Raw genomic sequence first — 23,420 nt, forward strand, 5'->3', positions numbered from 1 at the left:
GGCAGCCGCCCGGCACGGTTGAGCCAACGGGCCCCGCACGCGAGTGCGGGGCCTTTTCTTTGCCATCATTGCGAATATTGTTGCAAATCATTCTCATTTAGATAACATGAGGACATCCGCGCACAGCCCGCCCCACGGTCGCCAGCGCATCACACCGCCCCGGTCTCCGATGCCTCCTCGAGGAGCTCATCGGAAGGTGACGCTTTGCCTGCAACAGCCGACCGGACCGGCGAACCGAAGCAACAAGGACATCGGCATGGCTTTCATCACCGCGCGCAAGCACACCCTTCCCACCGCCGCCGCCCTGCTCGCCGGCATGGCGGCCGCCCAGACCGCCGGCGCTGTCGACACCGACGCGCAGATCGCACAGGCCCGCACCCTGCCCGGCCTCAAGGTCGAGGCCAACCGCGCGCCGGACTATCGCGTCGATACGCTGTCCTCGCCCAAGTTCACCCAGCCGCTGCTGGACACGCCGCAGACCATCACCGTGATCAGCAAGGAGCTGCTGCAGGAACAGGGCGCGACCACGCTGACCGAGGCGCTGCGCAACAGCCCCGGCGTGGGCACGTTCTACGTCGGCGAGAACGGCTCGACCAGCACCGGCGACGCCATCTACATGCGCGGCTTCGACACCTCCGGCAGCATCTTCGTCGATGGTGTGCGCGACCTCGGCTCGATCTCGCGCGACGTGTTCAACATCGAGCAGGTCGAAGTGACCAAGGGACCGGACGGCACCGAGTACGGCCGCACCGCTCCCACCGGCGCGGTCAACCTGGTCAGCAAGCAGCCGGAGCTGGGCCAAGGCGTGACGGCCTCGGTCTCCTACGGCAGTGGCCAGCACAGGCGCAGCACCGCTGACTGGAATCAGCAGACCGGTGAGCATTCGGCCTTCCGCCTCAACGTGATGGGCCAGAACAGCGGCGTGCCGGGCCGCGACCGGGTGAAGAACGACCGCTGGGGCGTCGCGCCCTCGCTCGCCTTCGGCATCGGCACCCCGACCCGTGTCTATCTCGATGCGCTGCACGTGAAGCAGACCAACGTGCCGGATGGCGGCGTCTCCACCATCGGCCTGCCCGGCTACACCAGCCCGGACCCGTCCCGCCCCTTCATCGGTGACGCACCGAAGGTCGACCCGGGCAATTTCTACGGCACCTCGCAGGACCACGACGACGTCACCGCGGACATGTTCACCGCGATCGTGCAGCACGACGTCTCGCCGGACGTGGCGCTGAGCAACACCACCCGCTGGGGCCGCACCCGGCAGGACTACCTGCTGACCTCGTTCATGGCCTCGGCGGCGAACCTGCTCACCCCGGATCCGGCCGATCCGTCGACCTGGACCGTCGCCCGCAGCAACCCGACGTTCAAGCACCAGGCCAACCGCATCCTGGCCAACCAGACCAATGTCACCGCGCACTTCGACGGCGACACCGTGGCGCAGGACCTCAGCGCCGGCGTCGAGCTGTCGCAGGAGAAGGCCACCACGATCGGCATCGCCACGATCGACGGCAGCACCTGGCCGGCGGCCAATCTCTATCACCCCGATGCCGGCGTCGGCGGCCTGCGGTATGCACGCAACGGAGCCTACAGCTCCGGCAAGACCAACACCGTGGCGGCCTACCTGTTCGACACGTTGAAATTCGGCCAGCACTGGCAGGTCAACGCCGGCGCGCGACTGGACCGCTACAGCACCGACTTCTCCAGCATGGTGGTCTGTGGCGGACGTCGCGGCCCGGCCTGCGGCAGCCTGCCGGCGGGCAGCATCGTGCCCGGCGTGGATGCCCGCAAGCGCGGCACCCTGCCCAACTACAAACTCGGCGTGCTGTACAAGCCGACGACCAACAGCAGCATCTACCTCAACCTCGCACAGTCGCAGGAGCCGCCGGGCGGCAGCACGCTCACCCTGAGCGGTTCGGCCAACAGCCTGGACAACCCCAACCTCGATCCGCAGAAGGCCCGCACGATCGAGCTGGGCAGCAAGTGGAACCTGCTCGACGGCCGCCTGCTGGTCACCGGCGCGCTGTACCGCACCGCGGTGAGCAACGAGCTGGTGCAGGACCCGGTCGACACCTCGGTCTACTACCAGATCGGCAAAAAGCGGGTGCAGGGCGTGGAGCTGACCGCAGTCGGCGAAATCACCAGGAACTGGGCAGTCAGCGCCGGCCTCACCACGATGGACGCGACCGTGCAGAACGGCATCGCGGTGGCCGAAGACGGCTCCGATGCACTGGCCTACACCCCGAAGAGCGCGTTCACCGCGTGGACCACCTACCACCTGCCGTTCGGCCTGACCATCGGTGGCGGCGCGCGCTACTCGGGCAAGCTCAAGCGCGGCAGCGATGGCGCGATCGGCACGCCGGCCTACGCCGATGCCTACTGGGTGGTCGACGCGATGGCCAGCTACCCGGTGAGCAGGCACCTCGACCTGCAGTTGAACCTCTACAACCTGTTCGACCGCTCCTACGTCGCCGCGATCAACAAGAGCGGCTACCGCTATACCCCGGGGGCGCCGCGCTCGGCGATGCTGACCGTCAATTTCCGCTTCTGATCCGGACGAGGTTCCCATGCTTCTGCATCTTCCCGGCGTATTGAGCGCAGCGCAGGTCGACCCGTTGCGACAGGCGCTGGAAGCGGCCGACTGGACCGACGGTCGCGAGACCGTCGGTGCCCAGGGCGCCCGGGTCAAGCGCAACGAGCAGCTGCCGGACAGCTCGCCGCTGCGCCATGAACTGGGCGCAGTGGTGCAGGCGGCGCTGTCCCGGCATCCACTGTTCCATGCCGCCGCGCTGCCGGCGCGTCAATTGCCGCCCCGCTTCAACCGCTACCGGGGCGGCGGCGAGTACGGCTTCCATGTCGACGGTGCCGTGATGGCGCTGGCCGATGGCAGCCAGCTGCGCAGCGACGTGTCCTGCACGGTGTTCCTCAACGAACCGGAAGACTATGACGGCGGCGAGCTGGTGGTCAGCGACACCTACGGCGAGCACGCAGTGAAGCTGCCCGCAGGCGACGCCATCCTCTACCCGTCCAGCAGCCTGCATCGGGTCACCCCGGTCACCCGCGGCGCGCGACTGGCGGCCTTCTTCTGGATCCAGAGCCTGGTCCGCGACCTGGCGCACCGGCGCACCCTGCTGGAGCTGGACCAGGCCATCTCGCGACTGCGCGCGGCCGGCGGCGACGAGGTGGCGGTGCTGCAGCTCACCGGCGTCTACCACAACCTGCTGCGCGAGTGGTCGCAGACCTGATCGCACGCCGCTGTTCCCTGCGCGCGACAAGGGGCGGATAATCGACGCCCTTTATCGACACGCGGTTTTTCAATGTTCGTACCCGGTCAACGCTGGATCTCCACTGCCGAGCCGGAGCTCGGCCTCGGCACCGTGCTGCGCGTCCAGGGACGCAGCGTGCAGGTGCTGTTCGCCAAGGCCGGCGTGCTCAGGCCGTATGCGATGGAGTCCGCGCCACTGGTCCGCGCCGAATTCCGTCCCGGCCAGCGCATCGCCGGCAAGGGCATCTCCTTCCTGGTCGAGCGCGTGGACGTGCGCGAGGGTCTGCTGGTGTACCGCGGCGAGGGTCGCGAGATGGAGGAAGGTCAGCTCGACGACGAGCAGGCCGTAAGCCAGGCCGACGACCGCCTGATCGGCGGCCGCACCGATCCGGTATCCCATTTCGAGCAGCGCCTGGATGCGCTGCGCCGGCGCGCCGAGGCCCGCCGCTCGCCGAGCTGGGGGCTGGGTGCGGCGCGTGTCGGACTGGTCCCGCACCAGCTGCGCGTGGCCGGCATCGCCTCCGCGCGCCGGCCGCCCCGCGTGCTGCTGGCCGACGAAGTGGGCCTGGGCAAGACCATCGAGGCCGGCATGATCCTGGCCCGCCAGCTCGCCACTGGCCGCGCGTCGCGTGCACTGGTGCTGCTGCCGGACACGCTGGTGTACCAGTGGTTCGTCGAGCTGCTGCGCCGTTTCAACCTGAGCTTCGCGATCTACGACGAGGAGCGCTGCGAGGCGCTGGAGCAGTCCGAGCCGGGCAGCAACCCGTTCGAGGACGAGCAGCTGGTGATCGCCGACTTCGCTTTCCTGGAGTCCTCGCCCAAGCGCGCGCAGCAACTGCTCGACGCCGGCTGGGATCTGCTGGTGGTGGACGAAGCGCACCACCTGGAGTGGACCCCGGAAGCGGCCAGCCCGCGCTACACGCTGGTCGAGCAGCTCGCCGCGAAGACGCCGGGCGTGATCCTGCTCACCGCCACGCCGGAGCAGCTCGGTCGCAGCGGCCACTTCGCCCGCCTGCGCCTGCTCGACCCGCAGCGCTACAGCGACCTGGACGCCTACCTGGCCGAATCGGACGGCTTCCAGGCCCTGTCGCAGGTGGCCGACCGGCTGACCCAGGGCCAGCCGCTCACCGTGGAGGACCGCAGCCTGCTGGCCAGCGTGCTGGCCGACGATGCCGAGCTCACCGGCCAGCTCGCCGAGACCGTGGCACCCGAGCACGCCCGTGCCATCCTCGCCGCGCTGATCGACCGCCACGGCACCGGCCGCGCGATGTTCCGCAACCGCCGTGCCGGCATCGGCGGCTTCCCGCAGCGTGTACCGGCCTGGCACCTGATCGACGCGGACACGCTTGACGACAGTCGCCGCCAGGCGCTGCTGGCCGAGTTCCATGCCGACATCCAGCAGCCGCCGCCCGCGCTTACCCTGGACTATGCCGACGATCCGCGCCTGCAGGCCCTGGTCGATCTGCTGGAGGCGCACCCGCAGGCCAAGTTCCTGCTGATCTGCCGCAGCCAGGCCAAGGTGCTGGCGCTGGAAGAAGCCTTGCGCACGCGTACCGGCGCCGGCATTGCCCGTTTCCACGAAGGGCTGGGGATCGTGCAGCGCGACCGCAACGCGGCGTTCTTCGCCCAGCCCGACGGTGCGCGCCTGCTGCTGTGCTCGGAGATCGGCTCGGAGGGCCGCAATTTCCAGTTCGCCCACCATCTGGTGCTGTGGGACCTGCCACTGGATCCGGATCTGCTCGAGCAGCGCATCGGCCGACTGGACCGCATCGGCCAGCGTCACGACATCTCGATCCATGTGCTCGCCGTGGAGGGCAGCGCACAGCACGTGCTGGCGCGCTGGTACGACGAGGGCCTGGATGCGTTCCGCGTGAGTCCGTCCGACGGTCGTGAGCTGCTGCGACGCTATGGCGAGCCACTCGCCCGCCTGGCCGACGAGCACGCGCGCAGCGCCGATGGCCGCGACCAGGAACTGGACGTGCTGGTTGCCGAGACCCGCGCCAGCCATGAGGAGCTGGCCGCGCTGATCCGCGAGGGTCGCGACCACCTGCTGGAACTGGCCTCCAGCCGCGACCTGCACGCCGAGGAACTGGCCCAGGCGTTCCGCCGCGAGGATGTCGACCCGGCCCGCGATGCCTTCATCCAGCGCCTGCTCGAGCAGTTCGGCATCCACGCCGAGGAGCTGGGGCCGAAGGTGCTGCTGCTCGACCCGCAGTACCTGTCCACCGATGCCCTGCCCGGCTTCGCGGAAGGCCCGATCTCGGTCACCTTCGACCGCGACACCGCGCTGGCCCGCGAAGAGCTGCCGCTGCTGCGGCTGGACCATCCGCTGGTGCTCGGCGCGATGGACCTGGTGCTGTCCGGCGAACAGGGCAATGCCGCGTTCATGGTGGACGACGCGCTGGGGCCGCGCAGCGCCCTGCTGCAGGCGGTGTTCGTGCTGGAGTGCGTGGCCGACCGCGCACTCGACGCCGAACGCTTCCTGCCGGTGCTGCCGCTGCCGGTGACCATCGACACCCGGCTGGCCGAGCGGCCCGACTTCCAGCCCAGCGAGATCGCGTTGCGCAAGGCCGCCGACCGCAACATCGAGGTGGCTCGCTACCGCAAATTCCTCAACAAGCTGGTGCCGCCGATGCTGGAAAAGGCCGAAGCCGTCGCCACCGCGCAGGCGCAGGAACGGGTGGCCGAAGCCACGGCGCTGGCCGGCGAGACGCTGGACGCCGAACTGGCCCGGCTGCAGGCGTTGAGGGCGGTGAACCCGTCGATCAGCGCGGCCGAGATCGCCCTGGTGCAGGCCGAGCGCAACGCCCTGCTCGACGCGCTGCCCAAGGCCCGCCTGCGGCTGGATGCGGTGCGCTTCGTGGTCAGCGCGGACTTCCTCGCGCTGCGCTGAGCGGACTACCCCCGCACTACGAAAAAGGCGGCCACCCGGCCGCCTTTTTCGTGTCCCGGCGAAACCTCACCACATTAGCCGTCGCCGCGGTTTGATCGGCAGCTTGCCGCGCCAGTACTGGATCAGCACCCAGCCGCCGAGCATCCCGCCGAGATGGGCGAAGTGCGCCACGCCCGGCATCCAGCCGAATACGCCCGACAAAAGCTCCAGCCCGCCGTAGAGGATCACGAACAGCCAGGCCGGCATCGGGATCGGCAGCAGGATGAAGTAGACCTTCTCGTGCGGATAGAACATGCCGAAGGCGAGCAGCAGGCCGAAGATCGCCCCGGACGCGCCCACCGTCGGTGTCTGGAAGTCGTGCATGAACCAGCGCAGCACCACCAGCTGCAGCAGCGAGGACACCACCAGGCAGGTGAAGTAGTACACGGTGAACTGGCGCGAGCCGAACAGCCGCTCGATCTGGCTGCCGAACATGTACAGCGCCAGCATGTTGAACGCGATGTGGGCGAAGCCGCCGTGCAGGAACCCGCCGGTGACGATCTGCCACGGCTCGAAGTACCCGCTGCCCAGCGGCCACAGCGCCAGCCAGCCGGCGATGCCGGGCATCACCATCTGCAACAGGAAGATCGCCACGTTGGCGATCAGCAGGTTCCGGGTCACCGGGGCAAGCGAGAGGGGCATCGATGCGTTTCCAGTCGGGGGACGGGCGTGGCACGGACCGCGCCACGTCGCGGCGGTTCCGGACTCAGCCGACGAAACGCGCCGGCTGCAGGATCTCGATCCAGTAGCCGTCCGGATCCTTGATGAAGGCGATGTGCTTCATGCGCCCGTCGGAAAGGCGCTTCTGGAACGGCACCCCCAGCGCCTCGAAGCGCGCGCAGGCGGCATGCACATCCGGCACCGACACACACAGGTGGCCGAAGCCGCGCGGCTCGCCGTTGCCGTCGTGGTAGTGGAAATCCGGGTCGTCCTCGGTGCCGTGGTTGTAGGTCAGTTCGAGCACGCCGGGCTGGCCCAGCACCCACTCCAGCCGCTCGGCGTCGTCGTCGGGGATCGCCGCGCGATCGGCCCGCAGCATCAGGTAGTAGATGGTGAACTTCGCCTCCTCGAATACCTGCCGGTGCACCGGCGTGAAGCCGAGCACGCGCGTGTAGAAGTCCAGCGAGGCCGCGACGTCCTTCACCCGGATCATGGTGTGGTTGAACACATAGCCATGGGTGGCGGCCTCCGGCTGGGCGGTCACGCCGGGCAGGTCCAGCAGGGTCGACAACGGCATCGCAGGGGCTCCTCGGAAGTGACGGGTACAGACCGATGAGATGGGGGCCGGGCGACAGGGCACAACACCCCGGCACGCGCCGGGCACCTGCGACTCCCGGCCGCAGGCAAAAAGAAGCCGCCATGCGGCGGCCCTGTCGGATCATGCTTTGGATCGTGGCTCAGCTCTTGCCGGGCACCGGGCTGACATCGGCCAGCCCTTCGGGGCGGGCGGCACCGGCGAAGTGCCGGGCCCAGTAGGCATCGGCCAGGTTGTCCACGCGCACGGTCTGCCCGTGCGAGGGCGAGTGGATGAACCGGCCGTTGTCGAGATAGATGCCCACGTGCGAGATGCGACCGCGCCGGCCGGCGGTACGGAAGAACACCAGGTCGCCCGGCTGCATGTCCTTGCGGCTCACCTTGAACCCGGCCAGGAACTGGGCCGCAGCATTGGCCGGCAGGTTCATGCCGACGGCCTGGGCGAACACGTAGTGCACGAAGCCGCTGCAGTCGAAACCGGTCGACGGGGTCCGTCCGCCACGGACGTAGCGGATGTGGCGCAGGGTCATGGCCAGGCCGATCAGCGACTGGCGCAGGCTGGCCGCTTCCGTACCGGCGTTTCCTGACCGGGCCTCGCCGCTGGCGAGCAGTGCGGCCGGATCGGTCGGCAACACCGCCAGGGCCAGCTTCGAGGCCGGATCGGCCAGCGGCAACACCTGGGTCAGCGGAGCGACCACCGGGGTCATCGACGGTGTCGGGACGGCGGCGTCGGCGGCATGCACCGGAGCGGCGAACATGGCGATGGCCAGCGCAGCGAGCGCGGTCAACGGCTTGATCGTCATGCGGGACAGCCCCTCGCGGAAGGTCGGAATCCCGACCAGCGACACGCAGACCGGGGACAGCTGGCGAAAGCTATCAAAGCGGACCGGCGGGTTTGTTGGATTGAGGTTAACTAAACCCCGAAGGTCAGCATTCCCCCCGCGATTCGCGATGCGGATCGCTGAAACGTGACTCAGCCGGTCATGGCCGGCCGCGCACCGAAGATCGCGCTGCCGATGCGTACCTCGGTCGCTCCTTCGGCGATGGCCAGGGCAAAGTCGCCGCTCATGCCCATCGACAACCTCGGCAAATCGTGTCCCGCAGCCGCCATCGCATCGCGCAGCTCGCGCAGCTGCCGGAAGCAGCGGCGCACCTCGGTCTCGTCGTCGGTATGCGTGGCAATGGTCATCAGGCCGCCCACGCGCAGCGTATCGAAGCGACGCAATGCGGCCAGCAGGCCCGGCAGTGCCTCCGCGGCGAGCCCGTGCTTGCTCTCTTCCGGCGAGGTCTTCACCTGCACGAGGACGTCGATGGCGCGCCCCTCCAGCTGCAGGCGATGATCCAAAGCTTCGGCCAGCTCGATCCGGTCCAGCGTCTGCACCTCGTGTGCCAGGCGCGCGACATCCTTGGCCTTGTTGGTCTGCAGCGGACCGATGATCACCCACTCCAGCGCGCAATCGGCCAGCAGCGGCGCTTTCTCGCGCACTTCCTGCACGCGGTTCTCGCCGAAGCGGCGCTCGCCCAGGGCGAACGCCGCACGCACCGCCTCGGCGCCGAAGGTCTTGCTGACCGGCAGCACGCGCACCCCGGCCGGATCGCGGCCCGCCCCAAGGCAGGCCGCGTCGACCCGCGCGCGCACCGCCGCCAGGTTGGCGGCGAGCGCGACCGGATCGACCGTCCCCGACATGCTTACTTGCCCTGCTTCTCGTAGTGCCGGGCCACCACCTCGGCCACCACCATCGACACCTTCTTGCCGGTGGGAATGTGCAGGAACTCGTTCGGACCGTGCGCATTGGAGTGCGGACCGAGCACGCCGGTGATCAGGAACTGCGCCTGCGGGAACTTCTCGCCCAGCATGCCCATGAACGGGATCGAGCCGCCCTCGCCCATGTAGGCCGCCGGCGCACCGAAGTAGTGCTCGGAAGCCTCCTTCACCGCTTCGGCCAGCCACGTCGAGAGTTGCGGCGCGTTCCAGCCGCTGCCGTCCTTCTCCACCTTGAAGCTGACCTTGGCGCCGTACGGCGGGTCCTTCTCCAGCAGCTGCTTGACGAAGTCGCCGGCCTTCGAGCCGTTCAGCGTCGGCGGCACGCGCAGGCTGAGCTTCACCGCGGTCTTCGGACGCAGCACGTTGCCGGCGCTTTCCAGCGGCGGCATGCCGTCGACGCCGGTGACCGCCAGCTGCGGACGCCAGGTGCGGTTGAGCACCAGTTCGACCAGGTCGTCGGTGACCGGCTGCATGCCCTCGACGAACGGGAACTTGTCGTAGATCGCCGTGCCCAGCACCTCGGTGGAGTGGCGCGCCTGCTCGACGCGCTCGGCCGGGATGTCGACATAGAGCTCCTTCGGCACGATCCGGCCGGTGGCCGGATCCTCCAGTCGCGACAGCAGCTCGCGCAGGATGCGGAAGCTCGACGGCACCACGCCCGAGGCATCGCCCGAGTGCACGCCCTCTTCCAGCACCTGCACGGTCAGCTCGCCGCCGGTCATGCCGCGCAGCGAGGTGGTCAGCCACAGCTGGTCGTAGTTGCCGCAGCCCGAATCCAGGCAGACCACCAGCGACGGGTTGCCGATGCGGTCGGCGAGATGGTCGACGTAGTACGGCAGGTCGTAGCTGCCGGACTCCTCGCAGGCCTCGATCAGGATCACGCAGCGGCTGTGCGCGATGCCCTGCTCGCGCAGCGCCAGCAGCGCGGCGAGCGAGCCGAAGATCGCGTAGCCGTCGTCGGCACCGCCGCGGCCGTAGAGCCTGTCGCCCTTGATCACCGGCTTCCACGGACCGAGGTCGTCGGCCCAGCCGGTCATCTCCGGCTGCTTGTCCAGGTGGCCGTACAGCACCACGGTGTCGTCGCCCTCGCCCGGCACCTCGATGTAGATCAGCGGCGTCCGCCCCTCCAGCCGCACCACCTCCAGCGTGGCGCCGGGGAACGCGGCCAGCTTGCCGCGGGCCCAGCTCGACATCAGCTCGACGGCCTGGTCCATGTAGCCGTGGGCGACCCAGTCCTTGTCGAACATCGGCGACTTGTTGGGAATGCGGATGTACTCCACCAGCTGCGGCACGATCTCGTCGTCCCACAGGCCGCTGACGAAACGGGAAAGGCGGGTGGTATCCATCGGCAACTCCGTGATGCTGGCAAAGGTTGCCATTGTAACAGCGCCCACCCGGCGTCCTCCCGGGTCCGACACCGGGGTCGGGGCATGCCCACAGTCTCGGCCGGCCGGCTCCCGGGCCGAATGCGGTCCGCACCGGCATCGGCGCCGCCGCGGTTGCCGCACAGTGCTCCACGGCCCGATTCGGCCCCTGTCCCGCTTTCACGGAGGAAACGCCATGCTTCGCACCCTGCTCGCCGCCGCCCTTGCGCTGGCCATCACCCTGCCGGCCATCGCTGCCACCCCGGTCAACATCAACAAGGCCGATGCGGCCACCATCGCCAGCTCGCTCGACGGCGTGGGCGCGGCCAAGGCCAAGGCCATCGTGGCCTGGCGCGAGGCGCATGGTCCGTTCAAGACGCTGGACGACCTGGCCCAGGTGAAGGGCATGGGCCCGGCCACGCTCAAGCGCAACCAGCAGGCCATCCAGTTCAGCGGCAACGCCGCCGGCGCACCGGCCAAAGCCGCCAAGGTGAAGCACAAGGCCAGCGCCAAGTAATCCCCCCGAAGGAGTCCCCGACCCATGGATGGGGCGGCGCGGCGGGTCGCTGGCGACCCGCCGCGCTTGCGCTACACTCCGCCGCGCCCGATCCGGGCCCCGAGCGCCGTGCTTTCCATGATTCTTCCGCGTTACCGCATCGCCGCCTCCACCATTGGCGGTGCCGGCCAGGGCCTGTTCCTCGACGAAGCGGTTCGCGCCGGCAGCATCATCACCGCGCCCGACGCGATCGACCGCACCTGGCGCCACGCCGAACTGGAGAGCGATCCTGAGCTCGCCGCCCTGCGCCACGCCAGCGCACGCTGGTTCGAGGACCGCTACACGGTGTCGCCGGACTGGCCCGACGAGTGCTACGTCAACCACAGCTTCTCGCCCACCGGGCTTTGGCATCTGGGATTCATCTTCGCGCTGACCGACCTGCCGGCCGGCACCGAGGTGACCGTTGACTACCGACATCTGCTGCCGCCCGGCGAGGCGGAGGATTTTGTGGATTCGGTCACAGGTGAGAGAATCGTGGGCTTGGCCTGGGAGGACGCCCTGGCCTCAAGTACGCAAGCACTCAGCCGACTGCTGGATAGCCGTCGCTGAAAACCGAATGGCCATGTCCAACATCCCCACCATCGAAACGGCACGTCTGCGCCTGACCGCGCTCACCGAGCGGCACTTCGACGACTACGCCGCCATGCTGGCCGATCCGGAGAGCACCCGCTGGATCGGCGACGGCCAGCCACTGGACCGCACCAACGCCTGGCGCTCGCTGGCCATGCTGCTGGGCCACTGGCAATTGCGTGGCTGCGGCATGTGGGCGCTGGAGCTGAAGGAAACCGGTGAGTTCCTCGGTCGCGCCGGGCTGATGTACCCCGAGGGCTGGCCGGACCTGGAGATGGGCTGGATGCTCAAGCCCGAGCATCGCCACCACGGCTATGCCACCGAGGCCGGTGCCGCCATCCTCGACTTCGCCTGGAACACCCTGCACGCCAGGCGCGTGATCAGCCTGGTGCGCATCGGCAACGAAGCCTCCGACCGCGTCGCCGAGCGACTGGGCGGCGAGCACATCGAGGACATGGACTTCTACGGCAGCAACACGCACGTGTTCGCCTACTACCCACCGTTCCGCGAGCCCCGCCGCGCCTGGGCATGAACGCCGGCCCGGTCACGTTGCGCACGCTGCCGGCAGTGCCGGATCCCAGCGGCCACGCGGCCGGCATCGAACTGGCCTCGGCGGACCGCCACGGCCATGCCGCTTCGCCATGGCGGCTGCATCTCCAGCATCTCGGTCCCGGGATCCATTCCGCGTTTCGCGACGACGCCCCGACCCAGCTCGCACCCCTCGACGCACCGCTGACGCTGGACGCTGCCGACGGCCGGCAATTGCTGCGACTGCAGGTGGCAGGCCTGCACCCAGGACAGACACTGCATCTGCACGAGCCCACGCGCGTCGTCCGCCTGGAGGGCGGCCACCCTGAAGGCGCCGAACTGATCGCACGCCCGCTGCAGGGACCCATGCTGCTTCCCACGACCGGCCAGGGCTGGCTGGCCTGGCTGCTTGCCGGCCGCGCCACGGTGCAGTTGGGCACGTCGGACTGGGAGCTTGCCACCGACGTACCGGCCTGGCTTCCTTCCGGGACGGGCCAGCGCTTGCGGCTGGAGGGTGGGGGCGAGTTGCTGCTGGTGCGCTTCCGCACGATCCCGGCCGACTGAGCGACCGGGATCGTCGGCACTCAGCGCGTCGGCGAGAAGCCTCCACGGCGTGCGGGCACCAGCGACCCGGCCACCCGCGCCAGCGCGAAGACCCGCGCCGCGTGCATCCATCCGGTCACCGCGACCGTGACCTGGCTGATCGCCAGCGCGAGCAGGAAGCCGCCGAAGCCGATCGCCGGCGTGTGGGCGCGCCAGACCCCCAACGCCAGCGCGATCGCCAGACCGATGGCGCTGATCACCAGATAGCTCAGCAGGGTGCTCAGCGGGCGTCGCAGCAGCTGCATCACGCCACGGCCGAACGCGCGCGTGGCCGAACGCAACCCGAGATCGGCCACGAAGGCGGCACGGGAAGACTCGACGATCGCCTGCGCCAGCACGAACAGCACCAGCACCGTCCACTGCGCCGCGTGCGCGGCCGCATCGGCCTGCGACTGCAATACGTCGGCCTGTGCGTGTCGGCTTGCCGTCTTCATGGCAAAAGCGGACAACCCCAGCATCACCGCATACGGCAGCAGCGACCACAACATCAGGCGGAACATGCGGCCGTACTCGATCAGGCCGCTCTGCAGCAGGTGGCCGAAACCAAGCGCACGCCCCGCGCGGCCGGCCGCCACCACCATGCCGTGCAGCAGCGGCAGCAACACCACGGTCAGCGCCAGACCGGCCAATGCCGCGCCGCCGAGCCAGCCATCGTGGCGAACGAACTGCGCCAGCACGTCACCGAACATCATCGCGTGGAACGACTGCGCCCACTCCGGCACGCGCACCGAGTGATCGAGCAAATCGCCGAGCGCCTTCCACAACGGCAGCGCGACCGCGGCAGTGGGCAGCAGCAGCAGGACCACCCACAACAGCAGCAGGCGCCACTGCATGGCCGCGAACGGTGCGGCGGCGAGCGAGCCGAGGTCGACCCGGCGGGAGTTTTTCCAGGCCATCACAGGGTCCCCAGCAAGGAATACAGGTTCTGCAGCAGCGCCGCGGCATCGGCCGCCCAGCGCCGCGAGGCGGCGCCGTTGGCCTTGGTGGCATAGCTGTCGTTGAGCTTGTCGGCATCCAGGTAAACGGTGTGCTGCGGATCGAGTTCGGCCGAGACCACCCTAGTCGGCTTGGTCACCACGAACCGGGCCCAGCGCCGCTGGTCATTCCACGCGATGTCCTCGTGTCCTCCATCGGCATAGTTCAGTCGCAGCGTCTGCGGTGCCGACGCACCGTAGCGACGCACGGTCACGATGCTGCGCCAGGGATAAGGACCCTGCCCGTCCTTCGCCTCCGGATGCTGCTTCTTCCAGTCGGTCAGCTGTCGGTCGACCGTTTCGTCGCGGGCAGAGGCATCGTCCTCCGTACGCTTGCCGTCCTTCACGAAAGTGCCGGCCAGCGGCTCCACCCGTTCGGTGTCGATCGAGGTGACGGCGTCATCGACCCAGGCGGTGCCGTAGACGGTCTGGTCGAAGACCTGGTTCACGATCTCCGGCTTGCCGGAAACATCGATCAACGCAGCGCGCAGGTCGGCCACCGACGGGTGCCTGTAGCGCCAGCGCTTGTAGTACTCGCGGAACGCCTTCTCCATCACCGGCCTGCCGAGCCGCTCCTCCAGGTCGTGCATGGCGGTCGCCGTGCGCGAATACACGCTGCCGTAGCTCGAGGAGGAAAGACGATCCCAGGCGTTCTCGCCGATCGGGTCGGGCGGCTGACGAAGTCCGGCGGTGAGCCGCTCCATGGTGAAGCCGTCCATCTTCGGCACGATCCCCAGCCGCTTCATCAGCGGCGAGGCCAGGTCCAGCTCCTGCCCACGCTCTCGCAGCATGCGCTGGTCCCAGTACTCGTTCAGGCCCTCGTCGAGCATCGGCTCCTCGAACTCGTTGGAGGCCAGGATCCCGTAGAAATAGCCGTGACCGAACTCGTGGATCGTCACGAAATCCAGCAGTCCCTGGGTGAGCGTGCCCGGCTCGACCTCCTTGTAGCCCTCGGCGGTGAAGAAAGTCGGGTACTCCATGCCGCCGGCCTCGCCGGCGTTATAGGGCGGCACGACGGCCGTCAGCGTCTTGTAGGGGTAAGCGCCCAGCGTCTTCGAGAAATAGCCCAGCGAGTCGATGCTGGCCTTCAGCACCGGCCTGGCGCTGGCCACGTACTCGGGCGGGTAGATCACCCGCACCGCCACCTTCGGGCTGCCCGGCCCCTCGTAGGCGCCGTCCAGCGTCTGATACCCCTTGGCGGCGACCCAGGCGAAATCGTGCACGTCGCCCTGCACGTAGTGGTAGGTGGTCTTGCCGTCGGCGGTCTGCGGCTGGCCCTCAAGCTGGCCGACCGCACCGACGGTGTAATCCGAAGGCACCGTCAGCCGGACGTCATAGAGGCCGAAGTCGGCATAGAACTCGCTGTTGAAATGGAACTCGTGGCAGTTCCAGCGGACCTGGGTGGCACCCCGCTCGCCCGGCAGTTCCAGCACGCCGATCTTCGGAAACCACTGCCCCACCAGGTTGAAATCGCCGAACCAGCCGGTGCGCTCGACCACCCGCGGCAACTGGCTGAGGAAGTCGATGTCCAGGGTCAGCGTACCGCCCGCCGGCACCGGCTGGGCCAGGTCCACCCGGACCACAGTGTGGTCGGTCGCCGGACCGCCGTCCGGATGCACGAAGGCCCACTTCAGGTCGGTATCGGCCTGGCGCACGCTGCTCAGGTCGATCCAGCCCCACTGCCCCTTCTTCAGACTGGCGTTGCCGCGCGAGCTGCCGTGCGCAGTGAGCACCTCGCGCTCGGTGAAGAAGGTGCTGCCCTCATTGGCGAACGCGTTGAGGTACAGGTGCATGTAGATGCTGCGCACCTCGCGGTCGCTGCGGTTGCGCCACTGCAACTGCTCCTTGCCGTGTACCGCATGTTTCGCGGCATCCAGCTCGGCGTCGATGTGGTAGCTGACCACGCGGTCGGAGAGCGTCGGCTCGTTGCCGGTGCGCTCGCCTCCCCAGGCGTTCGGCCCACTCGGCGTACTGATTGCGGCGGCATCCGGAGAGGCCAGCGGGATCGGCACGTATGGCGCGGTGGAGGAAGCCGTCGCTGCGGGTATGTCGGCCGCAGGCGCCGTCGGCGCGGTCTGGCGGGCCAGTGCCCCAAACGGGCATGCCAGGACAAACAGGACGGGCAACCACCCGCCGGATCGGAACGAAGACCGCATGACTCCCCCTGTGGTACGGCAACGCCCCAGACTGGAACAATCAGGCGGCGGCGGCAAGACTGGGCGCGACGTGTCGCCTTTCCGGGGGTGCGCAGGGCATCATGTACGACTGCAACTACCGGCGGTGGACATTGTCGTAGCCCGCGCCGACTGTCCCCGCCCCAAGGTGTCCCATGCGCATCCTGATCGCCGAAGACGACCCTGCCATCGCCGCTGCCATCACCGATGCGCTGCGCCAGGGGGGGCATGCCGTCGATCACGTGGCCAACGGGGCGCAGGCGGATATCGCGCTGCGCGACGGCGCCCACGACCTGCTGGTGCTCGACCTGGGCCTGCCGGGCCTCGACGGCAGTGAGGTGCTGCATCGCCTGCGCCAGCGTGGCTCCGGCGTTCCGGTACTGGTGATCACGGCCCGGGAGGGCCTCAACGAGCGCGTGCGCGTGCTCGACCTCGGCGCCGACGACTACCTGGTGAAGCCCTTCGCCCTGGCCGAGTTCGAGGCCCGCGTGCGCGCCCTGCTGCGTCGCTCGGCGAGCAAGGGCAGCACCGAGGTCCGTATCGGACGGCTGCGCCTGGACCTGCCCGGCCATCGTGCCTGGATCGACGATTCGCCGCTGGAGCTGACCGCGCGCGAGTTCGGCCTGATCGAGGCGCTGGCCAGCCGTCCGGACCGCATCACCAACCGCGCCCAGCTGGTCGAGGCGCTGTGCAACTGGGACCAGGACCTCACCGACAACGGGCTGGACATCGCCATCCATCGCCTGCGCCGCAAGCTGCACGGCAGCGGCGCCAATGTGCGCACGGTGCGCGGCCTCGGCTATCTGCTCGAGGAAACGGCCGATGAGTGAGGCCTCCGGCCAGCGCCGCCCCAGCCTGCGGCGCCGGCTGCTGTTCATCCTGCTGTTGCCGATGCTGTTGCTGCTGGTCATCGACGCGGTGATCACCTATGGCGTGGCGCTCAACTACTCCAACCGCGTGCACGACGCGGATCTGGCCAACGACGTGCGCACGCTGGCGCAGATGTTCCGCTCCGGCGAGGTCTCCAGCGACCTGCCGCAGGAGGCTCGTTTCCTCATCGAATACGAGCCGGACGGCCACAACTACTACAACGTCCGCTCCAGCAAGCGCGGGCTGCTGGGCGGCAACGGCGACTTCGAGCAGCCGCCGCCGCCGGCGGCCGACGCCAGCCCGGAACTGTTCTACTCCCGCCTCGCCGGACGCCCCCTGCGCGGCGCGGCACTGAGCCTGCGCTCGCCTACTGATCCCTCCGACGTGCTCACGGTGACCATCGCCGAGACCCTGCGCGACCGCCAGCACCGTGCACGGCAGATCCTGCTGCTGGCCATTCCGCTGCAGACCTTCCTGATCCTCAGCGTGCTGTCGCTGGTCTGGCTGGGTGTGACGCGCGGACTGCGCATCCTGCATCCGCTGACCCGGCGCCTGGCAATGCGTGAACACGAGCTGGAGCCGATCACCGGGGCCGACGTCCCGGTGGAGATCCTGCCGCTCACCCGCACCATCGACGGCCTGTTCGAGCGCTTGCGCACGGTGCTGTCGCTGCAGGAGCGCTTCATCGCCGATGCCGCGCACCAGTTGCGCACGCCGCTGGCCGGGCTGCGCCTGCATGTCGACCGCGCCCGCGGCAGCAGCGACCCCGCGGTGGTGCGCGATGCGCTGGAGCACATCGAACAGCTGACCGAGCGCACCGCCCGCACCTCGACCCAACTGCTCGCGCTGACCCGTGCGCAGAGCCCGTGGAAGGAGCGCTCGACCACCGGCGACGTCGACCTCGCCAAACTGGTGCCCAGGGCCGTCGAAATGCGCATCCCCGAGGCGCTGCGAGCGGGGATCGACCTGGGCTACCAGGGCCCCGACCATCCGGCAGTGATCCACGGCGATGCTGCCGCGCTGCAGGAACTGCTGGACAACCTGATCGACAATATCCTGCGCTATGCCGGCGAGGGTGCGCGGGCCACCGTGAGCGTGCTGCCCTTGCCCGACCAGGGGGTGCTGCTGCAGGTGGAGGATTCCGGCCCCGGCGTCCCCCCGGAAGCGCTCGAGCGCCTCGGCGAGCGCTTCTTTCGGGTGGCGGGCACCCAGGCATCGGGCACCGGCCTGGGCCTGGCGATCGTGCAGCAGATCGCCCAGCAGCATGATGCGCGCCTCGGTTTTGGCGCGGCCGTCGGTGGCGGACTGAGGATCGGCCTGCAGTTCCCGTCGGCATCGAAAAGTTGATGAAACCCATATCGTGGAATCTTTCGCAATGACCCGCCCAGCGCTCCTCCCCGCCACGTTTTCCCCATTCTGCTGCGCCTCCGGCCCGGACCGGGCAAGCTCCCGGGTCGACACGATCCGGCGCTGACATGCGCTTCACCCATCGGTTTGCGCGCGCCACCCTGGCCGTTTCGATCGGCCTGCTGGCGGGCTGTGCCGGTATCGCCATGCCGAAGCTGGACGCGCCAGTCCCGGCTCGCTGGAACCACTCCGTGCCGCAGGCCTCGGCAATGCCGGTGGACCTGCGCGGCTGGTGGCGGGCCTTCCATGATCCCGCGCTCGACGCCCTGGTCGACACCGCGCTACGGGACAACCTGCAGGCGGCCGAGGCCACCGAGCGGCTGCTCGCCTCGCGCGAGCGCTTCCGCAGCGCCCGGGTCCAGTATCTGCCGCGCCTGCGCGCCAAGACCGAGGACGCGATCGATCCGGATGCCAGCGCCTCGTTCTTCGTCGCCGGCTTCGACGCCACCTGGGAACTGAACCTGTTCGGCCGCGGCACCGCGACGAACCGCCAGGCGAGCGGCGCCGTGGATGCCAGCGCGGCCGAGTTGCAGCGGATCCGGGTCAGCCTGGTCGGCGAGGTCGTGCGCGACTGGCTCGAGCTGCGCGCCGCCCAGCAGCGCGAGGCGACGCTCGATGCCATGCGCGACCTGCGCCGGCGCCTGTTGCAGCAGGCGCAGGTGCGCGTCCGGCTGCGGCTGGCCGCCCCGCAGGCCGAGGCCCAGGCCGAGGCGGACCTGGCCCAGGCCGAGGCCGCGCTGGCCGAGCCGCGTGGCGAGATCGACCACCTGTCCCAGCAACTGGCGGTGCTGCTGGGCCGCAATGAACCCGATCCCGCGTGGCTGAAGCCGGCGCCGGTGCCCTCGCTGGGCGAGCTTCGCATCGACCAGGCTCCGGCCGACCTGCTGCGCACGCGCCCGGAAATCGCCCGCGCCGAGGCCGAGGTGGTCCGGGCCGCCGGAGACGCCGGCATCGCCCGCGCCGACCTGTTGCCGCGGCTCGGACTGGGCGGCTCGCTGGTGTGGTCGACCAACCTCACCACCCACCGCCGCACCAGCGACAACGCCCTGCTCTCGGCCGGCCCGGCGATCGATATCCCGCTGTTCGACTGGGGTGCGCGCGAGGCCGAACTGCGCGCCAGCAAGCACGACCTGAAGGCAAGCGTGTATGCCTACCGCCAGGCGGTGCTCGAGGGCGTGGCCGAGGTGGAAACCTCGCTCGGTCAGCTCGAGCTCGAGCGCGAACGGCAGGCGGCCAGCGCGCGGGCGCACGCGGCACTGGCCCGTGCCGAGCAGGCCTCCGCCACTCGCGTGCAACTGCATCTGGCCGCGCCCGCCGAACAGATCGACAGCCAACTGGCGCTGGCACAGGCGTCGTTGGCGCTGGCCGAGGCGACCGCCGCACGCGACCTGGCCTTCGTGCGCCTGTACAAGGCGCTCGGCGGCGCGCCGCTGCCGGACGACGCGACGCCTGCCGCCGCCGATGGCAAGGAGCCGCGCTGATGGTCGCGCTGGCCCGCAAGACACTGATCTACGAGTGGCGGCGATTCCTGCCGGCGATCCTCGCCGTCGGCTTCGCCGGCCTGCTGCAGCTGCTGCAGGCAGCGCTGGTACTGGGCATCTTTTCCAGCGCCAGCGTGTACATCACCGGCTCCAGCGCCGACCTGTGGATCGGCTACCCCGGCACGCAGAGCGTGAGTCTGGGCCGGCCGATCGACCCGGACGTGGAAATGCGCCTGCGGATGGATCCGGCGGTGGCCCAGGTCGAACCCTTCTACTGGGTCGACGCCGACTGGCGCGGCGCCCATGACACCGGCGGCGAGTCGGTCTACGTCACCGGCATCGACACCCGCGCCGACGGGATGATGTTCTCGCAGGCCCTGCCACCGGCGCTGCGCGCCCGGCTGGCCGAACCCGATGCGGTGATCGTGGACCGCGCCGACCTCGACAAGCTGGGCGTGGCGGTCGGCGACACCGCGGTGATCAACGGCCACCGCGTGCGCGTGGTCGGCGTCAGCAGCGGGTTGCGTGCACTCGGCGGCGTCAACGTGGTGACCTCGCTGGACACCGCGCGCCAGCTCGACAACGACCCCACCGACCTCGGCCGCCCCACTTACCTGGTGGCCCGCCTGCGCGATCCGGCACAGGCCGACGCGGTGGCCGCGCGCCTGCGCGGCGACAGGGGTTTCGGCCCCTACGATGTGTGGACCGCGCGCAGCTTCGCGCGCCGCTCGGTGCTGTACTGGATGCTCGACACCGGTGCGGGCGCCGGCGTGGTGTTCCTGGCCGGCATCGTGTTCCTGGTCGGTGCGGTGATCACCAGCCAGACCCTGATGGCCGCGGTGGCCGGCTCGGTGCGCGAGTACGCCACCCTCAACGCGCTCGGCGTCGGCGTCGGCAACCTCCGCTGGGTGGTGCTGGAGCAGGCGTTCTGGGTCGGCGCGATCGGCCTGCTCGGCGCCACCGTGCTCGGCTTCCTGCTACTGGTGGCCGCGCGCAGCCAGGACGTGCCGGTGGTGCTGAACTTCCCGATCACCCTGCTGTGCGTGGTGCTGGCGATGGCCCTGGCCGCCGTCTCCGGCCTGGTGGCGATGCGCAGCCTGCGCCGCGCCGACCCGGCGAGTCTGCTGCGATGAACCGTCCCGCCCCCGTGACCGCCACCGCCCCCGCCGGCCCGGCCCTGCGCGCCGAAGGCATCGCCAAGGCCTTCGTCTCCGGCAAGGTGCGCACCCAGGTGCTGGACGGCCTCTCGCTGTCGATCGAGGCCGGCGAGCTGACCCTGATCTCCGGACCGTCCGGCTGCGGCAAGAGCACGCTGCTGGCGATCCTCAGCGGCCTGCAGAAGGTCGACGCCGGCCGCGTGATCGCGCTGGGCAGCGAGCTGGGCGGGCTGGACAGCCGCGCGCTGGAGCGCTTCCGCCTGCTGCACACCGGCTTCGTCTTCCAGGGTTTCAACCTGTTCCCCGCGCTCACCGGGCTGGAACAGGTGGAACTGCCGCTGCACTACCTGGGCCTGTCCAGCCGGCAGGCGCGCGAGCGCGCCACCCAGTCGCTGGACGAGGTCGGAATGACCCCGCGCATGCACCTGCGCCCCAGCGAGCTGTCCGGCGGCGAGAAGCAGCGCGTGGCGATCGCCCGCGCGCTGGCCAAGCAGCCCGAACTGCTGTTCGCCGACGAACCGACCAGCGCGCTGGACGCCGCCAACGGCCAGACCATCATCGACATCCTCCACCGGATCGCCCGCACCCACGGCACCACCGTGCTGTGCGTGAGCCATGATCCCCGCCTGATCCGTCACGCCGACCGCGTGCTGTCGATGGAGGATGGCCGCATCCTCAGCGACCGCCGCCCCGCGCCGCCGGCCGCGACGCCCGAAGGAACCGCGCCATGAAACCGCTGCGCCTCACCCTGCTCGTTCCCCTGTTGCTGGCGGCCGCCGGCTGCTCGCACGAGACCCCGCCGACGCCCGCCAGCGTCGCTCCCACCTATGCCGCCGTCGCCCGCGGCCGCATCGACGTCGAGGGCGGCTTGCTCAAGCTCGACGTGGCGCGCGAGGGCACCCTGACCGCGGTCGACGTCCACGAGGGCGACCGCGTGGCCAGGGGGCAGGTGCTGGCGACGCTGGACCCGGAGCCGGCCCGCCTGCAGCTGGAGGCAGCCGAGGCCGCACTGGCGCAGGCGAAGGCCCAGCGCGAGCTGATCGACGGCAAGCTGAAGACCAGCCAGGTCCAGGCCAAACGGCTGGCCGAAGCGGCCCAGGCCGGCGCCGGCGATGGCCAGAGCGCCGATGCCGCCGCGGCCGCCGTGCAGTCGCTGGTGGCCGAGCGCGCGGGCGCCGACGCGGCGGTGGCGATGGCCACCCAGAAGCGCGACGCGGCCCGCTACGAGCTGGGCCTGCGGACCCTGCGGGCACCGCTGGCGGCCCAGGTGGTCAAGGTCACCGCGCAGTCCGGCGCCAGCGTCTCGCCCGCCTCCGGCGCCCTGTTCACCCTGCTGCCGCTGACCCCGCCGATCGTGCGGGCGGAACTGAGCGAATCCTACGTCGACGCGGTGAAGGTCGGCATGGCGGCCACCGTCAGCACCGACGGCAGCGGTGCGGACCGCAGCTGGCCGGCCCACGTGCTGCGCATCGGCCGAGTGGTCGGCCCCTCGACGCTGGAGGACGATCCGCAGCAGCGGGCCAATCTGCGCACCGTGAACTGCGTCCTGGCCTTCGACCAGCCGCCGCCCGACGATGTGCGGGTGGGCCAGCGGGTGCTGGTCCGTTTCGGCCAACCGTCCAACCCCGCGAAAGTCCACTGAAAAGCGCACCCGGCAGGCTGTCAGCCCATGCGCAGGAATACCCCGTGATCCGACCGACCGATTTTCTCCTCGAAGGCGACCGCCGCGGCGTGCTGCTGATCCACGGCCTGACCGGCACGCCGATGGAGATGCGCCTGCTCGCCAAGGGCCTGAACAACGCCGGCTTCACCGTCTACGGCATGCAGCTGGCCGGCCACTGCGGCGATATCGACGACCTGCTCGCCACCGGCTGGCGGGACTGGTACGCCAGTGTGGAGGCCGCCGCCGACAAGCTGCTGGAGCGGGTCGACCACCTGTTCGTCGGCGGCCTGTCGATGGGCGCCCTGCTCTCGCTCAAGCTCGCCGCCGAGCGGCCGCGGCAGGTCGCCGGAGTCGGCGTATACGGCGCCACCTTCCGCTACGACGGCTGGAGCATCCCGTGGACGGCGAAGCTGTCGTTTCTGTTGCCGCTGGTGAAGAAGCTCGGCCTGGGCCGCCACCGCATGTTCGAGGAGCAGCCCCCCTACGGCCTGCGCGACGAGCGCCTGCGCAACCAGGTCGCCGCGGCGATGCGCTCGGGCGACAGCACCGTGGCCGGCCTGCTCGGCAATCCCTGGCACTCGCTGGCCGACCTGTACCAGCTGTCCAACCACGTGCGCGGCCTGCTGCCGAAGGTGACCTCGCCCTGCCTGGTCGCCCACGCCAGCGAGGACGACGTGGCCAGTGTGCGCAATGCCGAGGCCGTGCTGCGCGGCGTGAATGCGCCGACCGAGCTGCTGCTGCTGGACGACAGCTACCACATGATCACCATCGACAAGGAGCGCCGCACGCTGATCGAGCGGTCCGCGCGTTTCTTCGACGCCATCGTGGCCGGCCGCGACGCCGTCGCGGCGGCGGCCTGA

21 protein-coding genes are annotated in these 23,420 nt (G+C 69.8%); 14 read left to right on the forward strand and 7 right to left on the reverse strand.

Annotated features, from left to right (window positions below; genetic code table 11):
* The first annotated feature begins 256 nt into the window (after positions 1 to 256).
* The 3 genes from ATSB10_RS08375 (at position 257) to rapA (ending at position 6,155) form a co-directional block, all read left to right on the forward strand.
* Positions 257 to 2,548, forward strand: coding sequence for a catecholate siderophore receptor Fiu (locus ATSB10_RS08375; RefSeq protein WP_063672051.1), 2,292 nt, complete (start codon positions 257 to 259; stop codon positions 2,546 to 2,548).
* Positions 2,549 to 2,564: 16 nt separating this feature from the next.
* A complete protein-coding gene (locus ATSB10_RS08380; protein WP_063672052.1) occupies positions 2,565 to 3,242 on the forward strand; it encodes a Fe2+-dependent dioxygenase in 678 nt (225 codons plus the stop codon).
* A 72-nt stretch (positions 3,243 to 3,314) separates the two neighbouring features.
* Complete coding sequence (rapA, locus tag ATSB10_RS08385; RefSeq protein WP_063672053.1) at positions 3,315 to 6,155, forward strand: RNA polymerase-associated protein RapA; 2,841 nt, start codon at positions 3,315 to 3,317, stop codon at positions 6,153 to 6,155.
* 66 nt (positions 6,156 to 6,221) lie between these two features.
* Here rapA and ATSB10_RS08390 read toward each other — a convergent pair whose 3' ends face one another.
* From ATSB10_RS08390 to ATSB10_RS08410, 5 genes are all read right to left on the reverse strand, one after another.
* Positions 6,222 to 6,836, reverse strand: coding sequence for a rhomboid family intramembrane serine protease (locus ATSB10_RS08390; RefSeq protein ID WP_063672054.1), 615 nt, complete (start codon positions 6,834 to 6,836; stop codon positions 6,222 to 6,224).
* A 64-nt stretch (positions 6,837 to 6,900) separates the two neighbouring features.
* Complete coding sequence (gloA, locus tag ATSB10_RS08395; RefSeq protein ID WP_063672056.1) at positions 6,901 to 7,431, reverse strand: lactoylglutathione lyase; 531 nt, start codon at positions 7,429 to 7,431, stop codon at positions 6,901 to 6,903.
* Positions 7,432 to 7,591: 160 nt separating this feature from the next.
* Positions 7,592 to 8,251, reverse strand: coding sequence for a C40 family peptidase (locus ATSB10_RS08400; RefSeq protein WP_063672058.1), 660 nt, complete (start codon positions 8,249 to 8,251; stop codon positions 7,592 to 7,594).
* Positions 8,252 to 8,421: 170 nt separating this feature from the next.
* Positions 8,422 to 9,135, reverse strand: coding sequence for a YggS family pyridoxal phosphate-dependent enzyme (locus tag ATSB10_RS08405; RefSeq protein ID WP_063672060.1), 714 nt, complete (start codon positions 9,133 to 9,135; stop codon positions 8,422 to 8,424).
* A gap of 2 nt (positions 9,136 to 9,137) precedes the next feature.
* Positions 9,138 to 10,559, reverse strand: a complete 1,422-nt coding sequence (locus tag ATSB10_RS08410; protein ID WP_063672062.1) for a M20 family metallopeptidase — start codon at positions 10,557 to 10,559, stop codon at positions 9,138 to 9,140.
* 214 nt (positions 10,560 to 10,773) lie between these two features.
* On the opposite strand from ATSB10_RS08410, the gene ATSB10_RS08415 reads away from it, so the two are divergent.
* The 4 genes from ATSB10_RS08415 (at position 10,774) to ATSB10_RS08430 (ending at position 12,795) form a co-directional block, all read left to right on the forward strand.
* On the forward strand, positions 10,774 to 11,094 hold the full coding sequence (locus ATSB10_RS08415; protein WP_017463236.1) for a ComEA family DNA-binding protein: 321 nt from the start codon (positions 10,774 to 10,776) through the stop codon (positions 11,092 to 11,094).
* A gap of 117 nt (positions 11,095 to 11,211) precedes the next feature.
* Positions 11,212 to 11,682: an SET domain-containing protein-lysine N-methyltransferase gene (locus ATSB10_RS08420; protein ID WP_063674399.1), complete on the forward strand. Its 471-nt coding sequence runs from the start codon at positions 11,212 to 11,214 to the stop codon at positions 11,680 to 11,682.
* Between the two features lie 13 nt (positions 11,683 to 11,695).
* Complete coding sequence (locus tag ATSB10_RS08425) at positions 11,696 to 12,235, forward strand: GNAT family N-acetyltransferase (RefSeq protein ID WP_063674400.1); 540 nt, start codon at positions 11,696 to 11,698, stop codon at positions 12,233 to 12,235.
* Entirely contained in the window at positions 12,232 to 12,795 is a 564-nt protein-coding gene (locus ATSB10_RS08430; protein ID WP_063672063.1) for a hypothetical protein, read from the forward strand. Before ATSB10_RS08425 ends, ATSB10_RS08430 begins: the two co-directional genes overlap by 4 nt.
* A gap of 20 nt (positions 12,796 to 12,815) precedes the next feature.
* Here ATSB10_RS08430 and ATSB10_RS08435 read toward each other — a convergent pair whose 3' ends face one another.
* The gene (locus ATSB10_RS08435) at positions 12,816 to 13,730 is read right to left on the reverse strand and encodes a hypothetical protein (RefSeq protein ID WP_063672065.1); all 915 of its coding nucleotides are present in this window, start codon (positions 13,728 to 13,730) and stop codon (positions 12,816 to 12,818) included.
* Positions 13,730 to 15,820 carry a M1 family metallopeptidase gene (locus ATSB10_RS08440; protein ID WP_335645882.1) on the reverse strand — a complete coding sequence of 697 codons (2,091 nt, stop codon included), beginning with the start codon at positions 15,818 to 15,820 and terminating at the stop codon, positions 13,730 to 13,732. The genes ATSB10_RS08435 and ATSB10_RS08440 overlap by 1 nt, the downstream gene beginning before the upstream one ends.
* A 317-nt stretch (positions 15,821 to 16,137) precedes the next feature.
* On the opposite strand from ATSB10_RS08440, the gene ATSB10_RS08445 reads away from it, so the two are divergent.
* The 7 genes from ATSB10_RS08445 (at position 16,138) to ATSB10_RS08475 (ending at position 23,420) form a co-directional block, all read left to right on the forward strand.
* Complete coding sequence (locus tag ATSB10_RS08445; RefSeq protein WP_063672069.1) at positions 16,138 to 16,812, forward strand: response regulator; 675 nt, start codon at positions 16,138 to 16,140, stop codon at positions 16,810 to 16,812.
* On the forward strand, positions 16,805 to 18,199 hold the full coding sequence (locus tag ATSB10_RS08450; RefSeq protein ID WP_063672070.1) for a sensor histidine kinase: 1,395 nt from the start codon (positions 16,805 to 16,807) through the stop codon (positions 18,197 to 18,199). Before ATSB10_RS08445 ends, ATSB10_RS08450 begins: the two co-directional genes overlap by 8 nt.
* Before the next feature lie 128 nt (positions 18,200 to 18,327).
* A complete protein-coding gene (locus tag ATSB10_RS08455; protein ID WP_063672072.1) occupies positions 18,328 to 19,740 on the forward strand; it encodes a TolC family protein in 1,413 nt (470 codons plus the stop codon).
* Positions 19,740 to 20,873: an ABC transporter permease gene (locus ATSB10_RS08460; protein ID WP_063672080.1), complete on the forward strand. Its 1,134-nt coding sequence runs from the start codon at positions 19,740 to 19,742 to the stop codon at positions 20,871 to 20,873. The genes ATSB10_RS08455 and ATSB10_RS08460 overlap by 1 nt, the downstream gene beginning before the upstream one ends.
* Positions 20,870 to 21,628 (forward strand): ABC transporter ATP-binding protein, encoded by a 759-nt coding sequence (locus ATSB10_RS08465; RefSeq protein ID WP_063672083.1) that lies wholly within the window; start codon positions 20,870 to 20,872, stop codon positions 21,626 to 21,628. The genes ATSB10_RS08460 and ATSB10_RS08465 overlap by 4 nt, the downstream gene beginning before the upstream one ends.
* Positions 21,625 to 22,539 carry an HlyD family secretion protein gene (locus ATSB10_RS08470; protein WP_063672085.1) on the forward strand — a complete coding sequence of 305 codons (915 nt, stop codon included), beginning with the start codon at positions 21,625 to 21,627 and terminating at the stop codon, positions 22,537 to 22,539. Before ATSB10_RS08465 ends, ATSB10_RS08470 begins: the two co-directional genes overlap by 4 nt.
* Before the next feature lie 44 nt (positions 22,540 to 22,583).
* Positions 22,584 to 23,420, forward strand: a complete 837-nt coding sequence (locus tag ATSB10_RS08475; protein ID WP_063672087.1) for an alpha/beta hydrolase — start codon at positions 22,584 to 22,586, stop codon at positions 23,418 to 23,420.

It is taken from the genome of Dyella thiooxydans (assembly GCF_001641285.1).
Lineage (GTDB): Bacteria > Pseudomonadota > Gammaproteobacteria > Xanthomonadales > Rhodanobacteraceae > Dyella_A > Dyella_A thiooxydans.

Bases quoted from the DNA above. Each gene is read 5' to 3' on its own strand.
- gloA (WP_063672056.1), bottom strand. From the start codon at position 7,431: ATGCCGTTGTCGACCCTGCTGGACCTGCCCGGCGTGACCGCCCAGCCG.
- ATSB10_RS08410 (WP_063672062.1), bottom strand. From the start codon at position 10,559: ATGGATACCACCCGCCTTTCCCGTTTCGTCAGCGGCCTGTGGGACGAC.
- rapA (WP_063672053.1), top strand. From the start codon at position 3,315: ATGTTCGTACCCGGTCAACGCTGGATCTCCACTGCCGAGCCGGAGCTC.
- ATSB10_RS08400 (WP_063672058.1), bottom strand. From the start codon at position 8,251: ATGACGATCAAGCCGTTGACCGCGCTCGCTGCGCTGGCCATCGCCATG.
- ATSB10_RS08390 (WP_063672054.1), bottom strand. From the start codon at position 6,836: ATGCCCCTCTCGCTTGCCCCGGTGACCCGGAACCTGCTGATCGCCAAC.
- ATSB10_RS08460 (WP_063672080.1), top strand. From the start codon at position 19,740: ATGGTCGCGCTGGCCCGCAAGACACTGATCTACGAGTGGCGGCGATTC.
- ATSB10_RS08435 (WP_063672065.1), bottom strand. From the start codon at position 13,730: ATGGCCTGGAAAAACTCCCGCCGGGTCGACCTCGGCTCGCTCGCCGCC.
- ATSB10_RS08430 (WP_063672063.1), top strand. From the start codon at position 12,232: ATGAACGCCGGCCCGGTCACGTTGCGCACGCTGCCGGCAGTGCCGGAT.
- ATSB10_RS08405 (WP_063672060.1), bottom strand. From the start codon at position 9,135: ATGTCGGGGACGGTCGATCCGGTCGCGCTCGCCGCCAACCTGGCGGCG.
- ATSB10_RS08380 (WP_063672052.1), top strand. From the start codon at position 2,565: ATGCTTCTGCATCTTCCCGGCGTATTGAGCGCAGCGCAGGTCGACCCG.
- ATSB10_RS08470 (WP_063672085.1), top strand. From the start codon at position 21,625: ATGAAACCGCTGCGCCTCACCCTGCTCGTTCCCCTGTTGCTGGCGGCC.
- ATSB10_RS08465 (WP_063672083.1), top strand. From the start codon at position 20,870: ATGAACCGTCCCGCCCCCGTGACCGCCACCGCCCCCGCCGGCCCGGCC.
- ATSB10_RS08425 (WP_063674400.1), top strand. From the start codon at position 11,696: ATGTCCAACATCCCCACCATCGAAACGGCACGTCTGCGCCTGACCGCG.
- ATSB10_RS08455 (WP_063672072.1), top strand. From the start codon at position 18,328: ATGCGCTTCACCCATCGGTTTGCGCGCGCCACCCTGGCCGTTTCGATC.
- ATSB10_RS08375 (WP_063672051.1), top strand. From the start codon at position 257: ATGGCTTTCATCACCGCGCGCAAGCACACCCTTCCCACCGCCGCCGCC.
- ATSB10_RS08450 (WP_063672070.1), top strand. From the start codon at position 16,805: ATGAGTGAGGCCTCCGGCCAGCGCCGCCCCAGCCTGCGGCGCCGGCTG.
- ATSB10_RS08445 (WP_063672069.1), top strand. From the start codon at position 16,138: ATGCGCATCCTGATCGCCGAAGACGACCCTGCCATCGCCGCTGCCATC.
- ATSB10_RS08415 (WP_017463236.1), top strand. From the start codon at position 10,774: ATGCTTCGCACCCTGCTCGCCGCCGCCCTTGCGCTGGCCATCACCCTG.
- ATSB10_RS08420 (WP_063674399.1), top strand. From the start codon at position 11,212: ATGATTCTTCCGCGTTACCGCATCGCCGCCTCCACCATTGGCGGTGCC.